This is a genomic window from Halodesulfovibrio spirochaetisodalis (genome assembly GCF_001672295.1).
Taxonomy (GTDB): Bacteria; Desulfobacterota; Desulfovibrionia; order Desulfovibrionales; family Desulfovibrionaceae; genus Halodesulfovibrio; species Halodesulfovibrio spirochaetisodalis.
Genome location: NZ_JXMS01000026.1, coordinates 32,170 through 43,887, shown reverse-complemented (window position 1 = coordinate 43,887; position 11,718 = coordinate 32,170). Strand labels below are relative to the sequence as shown.

At 48.3% G+C, this 11,718-nt stretch carries 7 protein-coding genes; 3 read left to right on the top strand and 4 right to left on the bottom strand.

Translation table 11 applies throughout. The features are described 5' to 3' along the window. Positions 1-95: 95 nt before the first annotated feature. Both eno and SP90_RS12965 read right to left on the bottom strand, forming a co-directional pair. Entirely contained in the window at positions 96-1,385 is a 1,290-nt protein-coding gene (gene eno / locus SP90_RS12970) for a phosphopyruvate hydratase (protein WP_066857032.1), read from the bottom strand. 77 nt (positions 1,386-1,462) lie between these two features. Next, the gene (locus tag SP90_RS12965; protein WP_066857029.1) at positions 1,463-2,251 is read right to left on the bottom strand and encodes a type III pantothenate kinase; all 789 of its coding nucleotides are present in this window, start codon (positions 2,249-2,251) and stop codon (positions 1,463-1,465) included. 435 nt (positions 2,252-2,686) lie between these two features. On the opposite strand from SP90_RS12965, the gene SP90_RS12960 reads away from it, so the two are divergent. Then, on the top strand, positions 2,687-3,748 hold the full coding sequence (locus SP90_RS12960) for a hypothetical protein (protein WP_066857025.1): 1,062 nt from the start codon (positions 2,687-2,689) through the stop codon (positions 3,746-3,748). Between the two features lies 1 nt (position 3,749). Further along, positions 3,750-6,380, top strand: a complete 2,631-nt coding sequence (locus SP90_RS12955; protein WP_066857022.1) for a c-type cytochrome — start codon at positions 3,750-3,752, stop codon at positions 6,378-6,380. A gap of 76 nt (positions 6,381-6,456) precedes the next feature. Here SP90_RS12955 and SP90_RS12950 read toward each other — a convergent pair whose 3' ends face one another. Continuing rightward, positions 6,457-8,106, bottom strand: a complete 1,650-nt coding sequence (locus tag SP90_RS12950; protein WP_066857019.1) for an AMP-binding protein — start codon at positions 8,104-8,106, stop codon at positions 6,457-6,459. An 8-nt stretch (positions 8,107-8,114) separates the two neighbouring features. Next, a complete protein-coding gene (locus tag SP90_RS12945; protein WP_066857016.1) occupies positions 8,115-8,684 on the bottom strand; it encodes a cupin domain-containing protein in 570 nt (189 codons plus the stop codon). Between the two features lie 239 nt (positions 8,685-8,923). On the opposite strand from SP90_RS12945, the gene hypF reads away from it, so the two are divergent. Beyond that, entirely contained in the window at positions 8,924-11,260 is a 2,337-nt protein-coding gene (hypF, locus tag SP90_RS12940) for a carbamoyltransferase HypF (protein WP_066857013.1), read from the top strand. The last annotated feature ends 458 nt before the right edge of the window (positions 11,261-11,718 follow it).

Here is an 11,718-nt window from a genome sequence, read left to right as displayed (position 1 = left end):
AAAAAGAAGCGTCGTAGACCCGCCGGAGGTATCAAAAAAAAGCCGGAACGCATGATGCGTTCCGGCTTTATTAGTAAACTAGTTCGGAGCGAAGCTTAGTCGCTGAGACCGAAGTGTGCTGCCATGAATGGGCCGAAGAAGATGCCATCGTCGTCGAGGTCTTCTTCAATGCGGAGCAGCTGGTTGTATTTTGCAAGACGGTCGGAGCGGGAGAGAGAACCGGTTTTGATCTGGCCGGAGTTTACTGCCACTGCGAGGTCTGCAATGAAGCTGTCTTCAGTCTCACCGGAGCGGTGAGAGATAACAGTAGAGTATGCAGCGCCTTTTGCCATCTCAATGGTGTCGAGGGTTTCGGTAAGGGTGCCGATCTGGTTGAGTTTAATCAGAATGGAGTTACCGCAGCCTTCTTCGATGCCTTCAGCAAGAATTTCAGGGTTGGTTACGAAGATGTCGTCACCAACAATCTGGGTGGTAGGGAGGCGGTCTGTAAGAAGCTTCCAACCGTCCCAATCCTGTTCTGCAAGGCCGTCTTCAATAGAGATCAGCGGGTATTTCTCGGTGAATTCTGCGAGCCATTCAACCATTTCTTCAGAAGAAAGAGTTTTGTTTTCGCCGCCGAGAACGTACTTGCCGTCTTTGTAGAATTCAGAAGCTGCTGCATCGATTGCAAGAGCGATTTCTTTACCAGGAACGTATCCTGCTTTTTCAATCGCTTTCATGATGTAGTCGAATGCTTCTGCGTGGCTGTTGAGGTTTGGAGCAAAGCCACCTTCGTCACCAACTGAGGTCACGTGACCGTCGTCGGAGAGAAGCTTTTTAAGAGCGTGGAATACTTCTGCGCCCATGCGGAGTGCTTCTGCAAATGTAGGAGCACCGATAGGCATGATCATGAATTCCTGAATATCGAGGTTGTTTGGTGCGTGCTCGCCGCCGTTGATGATGTTCATCATTGGAACTGGAAGTACTTTAGCGTTGATGCCGCCAAGGTACTGGTAGAGAGGCTGGCCGAGGTAGCTTGCAGCAGCGCGGGCTACAGCGAGGGATACGCCGAGCATTGCGTTAGCGCCGAGGCGTTCTTTGTTCTCAGTACCGTCGAGTTCGAGGAGAATATTGTCGATGTTAACCTGACGGGTAGCGTCGAGGCCGATAATGCCTTCTGCGATTTCACCCATCACGTTGTTTACTGCTTTCTCAACACCTTTACCGAGGTAGCGGCCTTTGTCGCCGTCACGCAGTTCGAGTGCTTCACGGGTACCTGTGGATGCGCCGGATGGTACAGCAGCGCGGCCGGAGTGGCCTGATTCGAGGGAAACTTCAACTTCAACAGTCGGATTGCCGCGGGAATCCAGAATTTCTCTAGCCCATACGGAAACAATAGTGCTCATTCTATAACTCCTTGTAGTCCGGCCTGTCGGCCGTTCTTTTCTCACAAATAGTATAAAACTATAGCGACAGCGGTTCGTTACCGGATGCCGCTTTCCAAATATAATAACCGCAGACCTTCCATTAAAAGGTCGGAGCGGACATGGTCAAAACAGGAAGCAACACGGGCGATGTCTTTTGCAAAGCCGCCTGTTGCCACAACTTCCATCGGGCCTTCCAAAGTTGTGGAAAGTCGTTTGCATAACCCTTCTGTCATGGATGCAAACCCGAAAATAAACCCGTGGTTGATACTGGTAGAGGTGCTGCGACCAAATACCGGCATGTTGCTGTGCACTTCCAAGCTGATTTGTGGAAGTTTTGCAGTGTTGCTGGCTAATGCGGACGCAGCGGATTTAACGCCCGGACAGATGAGTCCGCCAAGGTAAGCGTTGTCCTGAACACAGTCAAAGGTTGTTGCAGTGCCGAAGTCTACAGAAACAATGGAACGTGCATTTGGACAGAGCTTGCGGGCTGCATATGCGCCAACAAGACGGTCGGCACCTACCTGCTCCGGTCGGGTGTATCTGTTTTCAAGAGGAATAGGAATGTCTTCGGGTGCCAGCAGCAGTTTCTGGTTAAGGTAGCGTGTAACTGCTTTACGGATGATCGGGTTCATGTCCGGAACAACGGAACTGCCTATGCAGGCACTGATTTCGTCAGGGGAAACAGACATGTGTGAGAGGATGTCCAGAATACGAAACCCAATCGAATCAGAAGTTTGGTGCGGGTCTGTGGGTAAGACATATGTTGTGGCGAGATCTTCTTTTTGTGTAATACCAATTTTAATATTGGTATTCCCAATGTCGAATAATAAAACAGTGTTAGTCATATTTCCTCTGGTTGAATCTCAACGCCTGAGTATGTAATCAACAGCTTTTTTGTGATTATAATAACAAAATCCGGATAATATTACCTGTTGCAACATGTTCTCTGTCTGATTGTTATATTCAAATTTCATTTGAATACAGACAATACATAGTAGTATACAGTACGATATCCACATATTATTAGAAACAGCGCTGAATGCCGTAACTAATACACAGGGATGCGTTGGAACCTGTAGTACCATGCGGTGGTGTTTTCAGGGGCTGCGCTGCTGTTTTATTATTTCCGGTCTTTCCCTTAACTGCGCCAACGACTTGCGCTGTAGCGGCACGTACCCTCTTTGATAGAATAAAACAAGAGAACAAAAAAGAGAAAAAACAAATAATGCTGCATGAAACAGTTTACAAGTTTTTTGCAGACAATTTTTTAAGGAGATTTAATGCAAGCTGCTGCTCTCATTCCTGCGCCGGATGCCCTTCCAGTAGCTGCAGGCTGGTTGGAAGGATTACTTATCCTGACTTTTGCCCTGCATATTCTTCTCATCAACACTGTTCTAGGGGGAGCTGTTGTTTGCTCAGTCCGTAGTGTTGTCAGTAAAAACAGTCTTGCTGTTACGTACATGTCCAAGGCTCTGCCTTCTCTTTTTGCCTTTGCAGTCAATCTTGGGGTTGCCCCTCTGTTATTTATTCAGGCGTTGTACGGGCAGTACCTGTACACAAGTTCTGTTCTTATGGCGGCATACTGGCTGAGTGTCATCTTTCTTGCCATCATCGCTTATTATGCGCTGTATGTGTTTACTGGACGTTACGGAACGCATACAAAATTCTCTTTTTCTATTTTTATCAGTATGGCGGCGTTATTGTGTGTCGGGCTTATCATGACAAATAATATGACCCTCATGCTTCGTCCTGATGTCTGGAGTGCCTATTTTGCATCTCCGGATGGTACGCTTCTAAATTTTGATGATCCGACAGTACCGATGCGTTATCTGCATGTTGTGGTCGCATCCATTGCTGTAGGCGGCTTAGTGCTGGCGGTAATTGCCCGTTACCGCATGCGGGGCGAGTCAAAAGAAATGGCATTTCGTGAGGAGCAACTCGGCATAACCATATTTTTCTGTGGAACGCTTGTTCAACTGGTAGTCGGCCTTGCGCTGCTGTTCTCGTTACCTGAACCGGTGCGCGCTTTATTTGTCGGCGGTTCAGAGTTCTACACCGGAGCATTCCTTATCGGTATGGCGTTTGTTGCAATGCTGCTGTTTCAGGCTGCTACCAGAAGGCTGACAGGCACTATTGTCATGCTTGTCGGTACCGTTCTTGTCATGGCGGGAATGAGGGCGCTTGTCCGTAAAGCCATGCTCGATCCGTATGGTGGTGTTGCTGCTATTCCTGTGCAGCCTGAGTATTCACCATTCATTATGTTTATTATTGCCCTTATGCTCGGGCTGGTTGCTATTGGCTATATGATTAAACTTGCAATGCGTAGCAGCGAGGAGGCGTAGCATGGAATATCCAGTTTGGTGGCTACCGACCTTCTCCGGTGGTTTCATTATTGCCTGCATGGCGATTATTCATGTTTTTATTGCGCATTTTGCTGTTGGAGGCGGTTTTTTTCTCGTTCTGACAGAGCGTAAAGGGTATGCGGAAGAGAACCCTGAGATTATTGCATACGTTAAACGGCATACAAAATTCTTTCTCCTTTTGACGATGGTAGCGGGCGGACTGACCGGTGTAGGCATCTGGTTTACTATTGGCCTGTTGTCGCCTGCAGCGACCTCCGTACTTGTCCACCGCTTCGCATTCGGCTGGGCAACAGAGTGGGTATTTTTCCTCGGAGAAATTGTTGCGCTGGTTATTTACCATTATCGATTTGGAAAAATGTCCCGCAGAGACCACATGATTGTGGGGTGGTTCTATGCCTTATTTGCATTTCTTTCCCTCTTTGTTGTCAACGGCATCATTACAATGATGTTGACCCCGGGGGCTTGGGTCGAAACCCAGTCGTTCTGGGACGGGTTCTGGAACCCTACGTTCTGGCCGTCATTGTGGCTGCGCTTTGCCATCTGTCTTATTCTGGCAGGGCTGTTTGCATTCATTACGGCACATCGAATTGCAGACACAGCAACTCGCGAAGAAATGATCCGGTACGCAGTTCGTTTTGTAGCGTTTCCTTTTGTACTGCTTGTTGCTTCTTCGGTCTGGTACATTATGGCGCTTCCAGAAGCGCAGTTTGCCATGATTCTCACCAAGTCTGCTCAGACACCGCAGTTGGTAAAAATATTTCTTCCACTTTCTGTCGCGCTGTTGATCGGTGTGCTCATTTATGCGTACATTACTCCGCAAAAGGTACGTCCTGCATTGCTTGGAGTTCTTCTACTGGTTGGTCTCGGACAGATAGGTATGTTTGAATGGATTCGTGAAGCTGGCAGACGTCCGTATATGATTCATAGTTATATGTGGTCGAGTTCGGTGCTGGTGGATCAGACTGAGGCAGTCCGTAAAGATGGCATGCTCGCTTCAGCAAAATGGATTGGTATCAATAAAATAACAGATGAGAATCTGGTTGCAGCCGGTAAAGAACTGTATCGCATTCAATGTATGGGCTGTCACAGTTTGAACGGGCCTATGCTCCCGATTGACAGGGTTGCTGCAGGGCTCACACGTCACGGAATGACAGTGCAGCTTACCGGACAGGGAAAACTGCGCCAGTTTATGCCGCCGTTTCTTGGCAATAAAGAAGAGATCAAGGCACTTTCAGCCTATATTGCGACTGTGCTGCATAAGCCGCTTGAAGAAGCTCCGGTAAAAGAGCCGCATGTGGAAGAGGTGGCAATACCTGAGTTCAATCCGGAAGAGGATGAATATGTACTGCTTGCATGGGCAACAGAGGGGATGAACACCATTTCCGATAACTACAGCAAATTTACCATGCAGATTCCCGGCTCTACCATACGCGCACAATTATTCCTGCGTGATGAGGTTCCTGAGATCATTACTGAAGACGTTACGCTTACCTACAGGATTGAGAATGCGTTTTCGACACCGTCAGAGCATGTTTCATTTTGGAAGTACGCAAAGCAGCTAACAGGTAAGGAGTTACCACCGGACACTGGTGTGTGTGACAAGAATTTGATTGGTACATTCACTCTTGAGGAAGAGAACAGAGCATTTGTAGCATGCTCGTTGCCTGTGTTCCCATACTCCAATGACGGTACGGTGAATCCTTATCCGATACTTCGGGTGGAAGCTCGAACATCGGACGGTAAGTTGCTTGCTGCCACCAAAGTCGCAGTTCCTGTATCAACTGAATGGGGCTGCAAAAATTGTCATGACGGTGGATGGCGTGTAGATGGAATCGCAGGCATTTCGGATAAGGCTGCGAATACTATTCTGGCTGCGCACGATAAAATTAACGGTACCAGTCTTGAAGAAAAAGTTGAACGAGGCACACCGCCTCAGTGTCAGTCCTGTCATGAATCCCCTCGTGCCGGAAAGGATGCTAAACGGGATATCCTTGCATTTTCCGCGGCAATTCATGGATGGCATGCAAACTATATGGAAGGTGATTCAGAAGCAGCGTGTATGAGCTGTCATCCTGCGGGGCCAAACACAAATACACAGGCGATGCGCGGGTTACATGTTGATCGTGATATCACCTGTGTAAGCTGCCACGGGACAATGGCAGATCATGCCTTGAGTCTGTTGAAGGCTGAACAGGAAAAAGGAAAGCCAAGGGCTGAATTCCTCATGGCAGACCTGATTCCTCGTGCCTCTGTTCCTCTTGCTGAGGTAACGCCTCGTGAAGCATGGGTGAATGAGCCTGACTGCAGTGCATGCCATGATCATGAAGAACTTCCGGACAGTGATGCCTCGGCGGCAAACAAGTGGGCTGAGGGCAGTCAGGAACTGTATAAGAATAAAAAAGATGAGCTGGATGCTGTAATGTGTCAGGCATGTCATGGTGCAACACATGCGCTGTATCCTGCAGAAAATGGATACGGTGAAGATCGGAACAACATTGCGCCGTTGCAGTATCAGAAGTTTGCTGCACCGTTAGGCTCACAGGGTGGCTGTGTTTGTCATACGGAAGAAATGAGCGTGTATGACTCCGCGCACCATCCGATCATTGAATAACAGCTAGTTGAATAGTAAACTAAAAAAGGGATGAAGCTTATGGCTCCATCCCTTTTTTTAGTTAGTAGAAATCCGACTACTTGATTTCGCCGAAGTATTCTTCGGAGTGCTCACGAAGTTTGAACTTCTGAATTTTACCGGATGCGGTCATCGGGTATTCTTCAACAAAGGCAATGTGACGTGGCACTTTGTGCCATGCTATTTTACCGCGGCAGTAGTCGCGTACGTCTTCAGGTGCAAGGTTGTACCCTTCTTTATTAATAATAAAGGCAGCAACTTCTTCACCGTATTTACGGCTTGGAATACCCACAACCTGTACATCGTGCACGCCATCCATACCGTAGAGGAACTCTTCGATTTCACGCGGATAAATGTTTTCACCACCGCGGATGATCATGTCTTTGATGCGGCCTGTGATAACAACATAGCCATCTTCATCCATCACACCGAGGTCACCGGAATGGAGCCAGTTGTCTTTATCAATGGCTGCGGTTGTTGCTTCCGGCATTGCATAGTAGCCTTTCATGACGTTGTAGCCACGGCAGACAACTTCACCCTGTGTACCGCGTGTGCATTCTTCTCCGGTTTCAGGATCAATAACGCGGACTTCAATACCCGGCATTTTTTTACCAACGCTCTGTGTGCGTCGTTCAAAGCTGTCATCCGGCAGTGTCTGTGTCATTACCGGTGAGCCTTCTGTCAGGCCGTAGCAGATAGTTACTTCGGTCATGTTCATGTCTTCGATAACGCGCTTCATAAGCGGTTCAGGGCAGATGGAACCTGCCATGATGCCGGTACGGAGCGAAGAGTAATCGAACTTGTTGAACATCTTATGTTCAAGCACGGCAAGAAACATGGTTGGTACGCCGTACAGTGCTGTACAACGCTCCTGATCCACAGAAGCCATAATGTGAACAGGTGAAAAGTTTTCCAGAATAACAAGGGTGGCACCGTGGTTTACTGCGGCAAGAACACCAAGTACGCAGCCGAAGCAGTGGAACAGCGGCACTGGCAGACAAAGTCTGTCTTCGTGTGTAAAGCCTTGGTTTTTACCAATCCAGTATCCATTCAGCCCGATTCCCACGTGGGTGAGCATAACACCCTTTGGAAATCCTGTGGTACCGGATGTGTACTGCATGTTTACCACATCATATGGAGAGAGGGAGTCCTGCCGTTCCTGATATTCCTCATCTGATACCATTGCTTTCATAGCCATGATTTCCGGAATGGAGTACATGCCGCGGTGTTTTTCCACACCAAGGAACATGACGCGTCGTAATGACGGCAACTTGTCTACGTTCAGCTTGCCACGTGGCTGATTACGCAGTTCCGGAATCATATCGTAAATAGTCTGCACGAAATCATGGTCGCGGTAGCCGTCCATGATGAACAGGTTTTCGCATTCAGACTGAGATAGCAGGTATTCTAGTTCGCTTTTACGGTAGTTGGTATTAACGGTTAGCAGGATGGCACCGATTTTTGCTGTCGCAAACTGTAGTGCAACCCAGTACGGAACGTTTGTTGCCCACACGGCAACTTTTTCGCCCCTCTGAACACCAAGAGCCATAAGGCCCTGCGCCAGATCATCAACCACCTTGCCAAATTCTTTGTAGGTCTGTCGGTAGTCACGGTCTACATACACGACAGCATCGTTGTCAGGATACTTTGCAACGGTTTCATCAAGAAGCTGACCAAGGGTTTTTTCGCGAAGTTCGAATGCTTGCATGGTATTTCCTAGTCAGGGTAGTAGATTACTGCGTAGATTTCAGCCTCTGCACCATCAGCCGCACCTACGTAATGCGGTACAATGGAGTTGAAATAGACACTGTCGCCGGCTTCAAGGATGTGTTCCTCTTTGCCGTAGCGCACAAGAAGTGTACCGGAGGTAACAACAATAAACTCTTCACCCTGATGGGAAGAGATTTTGCGGTCTTCTTCTGCTTCCGGTGTAATATGAATGAAAAACGGTTCCATATTACGGTCGGTTTTGCCTTTGCCCAGTGAATGAAACAGGAAGCTCGGGCTTTTGTCGCCGGCTTTCTGCATGGTGAGGTCTGCTTCACGGGCTTCTTTGCGAACAATAAGTGGATCAACAGATATTTCGTCATCCATAAATGTGCCAAGGCGAACGCCCAGTGCACGGGCAATTTTCTGCAATGGTGCGATGGAAGGGTACAAGTCTTCTTCTTCCAGCGCAGTGATGAACAGTTCAGTTAAATCTGCTTTTTCAGCAAGTTCAGCGCGGCTTAAGCTGCGCTCTTCCCGAAACTTGCGAATGCGGTTCCCTAATTTTTCAGTAGCCATAGTCTCTCCACACTACAAAATTGTTTAAATCAAACTTAACAGGTAGCCGACGTTACAAGAATATTCAAGTGTTGAGGGGGGCTGAGTGGTGTTTATCTGTCTGTTTTTGCAGTAATGAGCAATGCTGTTTTAAATAATTGTAACCCCTTACGCAAAATAACATTTTTGCAAAAAATGAGTTCGAGGTTTGAGCACACCCGTTCTCTTTTCTCGCATATATATTTGGGGTATAGTTTTGCATGACTCATACTCTATACCGCAAGCGCTATATCATTACTGGTCAGGTTCAAGGTGTTGGTTTTCGTCCTTTTGTGTACCGGATTGCCTTGGATAATAAGGTGACAGGTACTGTCAGTAATACTTCTGACGGAGTGTTTATTGAGGTGCAGGGAGACGAAGCAACACTAGCCGGTTTCGCATTTGACTTGGTAGACAAACTGCCGCCGCTGGCGGAGGTGACTTCCAAAACAGAGGAAGAGCTTTCCGTTGTTGACGGTGAAAAAGAGTTCACAATTTTGGCAAGCGAAGGCAAGGAGGGGAACCGCGTTCTCATCAGTGCCGACGTAGCGACTTGTGCTGACTGTCTCCGTGACATGTCTGATCCTGAAAATCGCAGGTATGAGTATCCTTTTACCAACTGCACCAACTGCGGGCCGCGGTACACGATTACTCGCTCCATTCCATATGACAGGGCAAAAACATCTATGTCCTGTTTTCCCCTGTGTCCTGATTGTAAAACAGAATACGAAGACCCGTTGGATAGAAGATTTCATGCACAGCCTAATGCATGTGATGTGTGCGGGCCGTATGTGTGGCTGAGTGAGCCAGACGGTGTAGAGTTGTGTCGTGGAACTGAGGCCATTGTGCAGACCGCTCAAAGGCTGGCAGATGGCAAGATTGCGGCTGTTAAGGGACTTGGCGGGTTTCATCTGGTTTGCATGGCAACAGGTTCTCAAGGGCAACAGGCTATTGAAACCTTGCGTACCCGCAAAAATCGCTGGGGCAAGCCGCTTGCAGTGATGGTGAAAGATATTGAAACTGCCCGTGCCATTGCTGATATCTCAACGGATGAAGAGGCACTAGTGCTTAGCAAGGAGCGTCCGATCGTGCTGTGTAAACAGCGAAGTGATGCGCCGCTTGCAGCTTCCTTGAATCCGGGAACACAATATGTAGGCATAATGCTGCCGTATACTCCTCTGCATCATGTGCTTTTCAAGTACTACGCGCAAAAGACATCACAGCTGCCTGTTCTAGTCATGACTTCCGGTAATATGAGCAGTGAGCCGATTGCGCTTGGCAACCGTGAAGCTTTGAAGCGCCTGCATTCTCTTGCAGATATTTTCCTGTTGCATAACCGCGATATTCTTGTGCGCGTTGATGACTCGGTTGTCCGTGTGCAGCAAGATACGGGTAAGCCGCAGTTTTTCAGGCGCGCACGTGGTTTTGCGCCGCGCCCTGTGTTTATGGCAGATACTGCACCGTCAGTACTCGGTGTAGGGCCTGAATTAAAAAACACGCTGTGCTTCACGCGTGATAATGAAGCATTTGTCTCCCAGCATATTGGGGATATGCAGAATCTCGAAGTCTATTCCTTTTATGAAGAGATTGCGGAGTTTTTACCGCAAATTCTGGAAGTGAGTGTAGAGGCTGTTGTCCATGATCTGCATCCTGATTACATGACAACCCGTTTTGCCCGTGAGTATGGAAAAGAACACGATATTCCTGTGCTGGGGCTTCAGCATCATGCTGCACATATTTTCAGCGTGCTGGCGGAAAACAAATTTACAGGAACTGCCTTAGGCCTCGCTCTGGACGGGACAGGATACGGAGAAGACGGAATGATATGGGGCGGTGAGCTACTTCAGGTGGATAACGTATCCCTTGAGCATAACAGACTTGGAAGGCTTGCCCACATACCGCTTCCTGGGGGCGAAACAGCTATCCATGAGCCGTGGCGTATTGCACAGGGTATTTTGTGGAAGTTGGGAATTACAGCTTCTGACAAGCAATGGACATGGCTGGATGAGTTTAGCCAGCAGTCCGAGTTTCTGCCACAGTTACTGGTGCGCAATATCAATACGCCCCTAACATCTTCGTGCGGACGTCTCTTTGATGCGGTGTCGGCCATGCTCGGGCTTTGTCATACAGTTACCTATGAAGGTGAAGCAGCAATACTCTTGGAAGATGCACAGGACTTGTCCATAACTGACGCATATGATTGCCCGCTGGTGGAGTCTGATGATGTCCTTCAGCTTGATACTGTTCAGCTATTCCTTCAGTGCTATCAGGATTGGGAGCGTGGCGAAGCAGTGGGAGCCATTTCCCGCAAGTTCCATCTCGGGCTTGTTCAAGGGTGCGCTGCATTAGCAGAATATGCTGCCAGCACAACCGGTATCGACACAATTGCTCTTTCTGGCGGAGTATTGCAGAGTTTCACAATAGGAACGGAGCTTCCTAAAGCACTCGCTGCAAAGGGGTTGAACGTTATCCAACATATTCAGCTACCGCCTAACGATGGATGCATTTCGCTTGGGCAGGCTGCCTATGGCAGACAATGGCTGCTGAATAATTCGTAGGATGGTTCGTATAGTGTTTGGTTGCGGGATTTTTTTGCCTCCGGCGGGCAAGGGCTCTGCCCTGCACCCGCAAGGGGCTTGCCCCTTGACCCCGAGTATACGCGAATCTGCCCGTTATTTATGACGCAGGAAGCCGTGAACAGGCTACCTTTCCATAACGAAAGGAAAAGGCTGTTGTAGCTTCGGTAGTTAAAACTTGCTTGATATTCCGATCAGTCAGGTGAGACAGATGTTATGTAGGCTTTACTCTAGACTTTTTATAATTCCTATGCTGCATAGTGGTTACGCCAATCTGGAAATAAGGATTTTCTCTGCCCTTAGGCTGCCCCTTAAATGCGATCTGCTTTTTATACAGAAAGGTAGCCCACTACGCGGCTTTCAACGTTGTAACTACTGAGTGTAACTCGCGTATATACGGGGTCAAGGGGACGTGTCCCCTTGTGGGGGTGCAGGGGGCA

Excerpts from the sequence above, each read along its gene's own strand:
- eno (WP_066857032.1), bottom strand. The coding sequence starts at position 1,385 with ATGAGCACTATTGTTTCCGTATGGGCTAGAGAAATTCTGGATTCCCGC.
- SP90_RS12965 (WP_066857029.1), bottom strand. The coding sequence starts at position 2,251 with ATGACTAACACTGTTTTATTATTCGACATTGGGAATACCAATATTAAA.
- SP90_RS12960 (WP_066857025.1), top strand. The coding sequence starts at position 2,687 with ATGCAAGCTGCTGCTCTCATTCCTGCGCCGGATGCCCTTCCAGTAGCT.
- SP90_RS12955 (WP_066857022.1), top strand. The coding sequence starts at position 3,750 with ATGGAATATCCAGTTTGGTGGCTACCGACCTTCTCCGGTGGTTTCATT.
- SP90_RS12950 (WP_066857019.1), bottom strand. The coding sequence starts at position 8,106 with ATGCAAGCATTCGAACTTCGCGAAAAAACCCTTGGTCAGCTTCTTGAT.
- SP90_RS12945 (WP_066857016.1), bottom strand. The coding sequence starts at position 8,684 with ATGGCTACTGAAAAATTAGGGAACCGCATTCGCAAGTTTCGGGAAGAG.
- hypF (WP_066857013.1), top strand. The coding sequence starts at position 8,924 with ATGACTCATACTCTATACCGCAAGCGCTATATCATTACTGGTCAGGTT.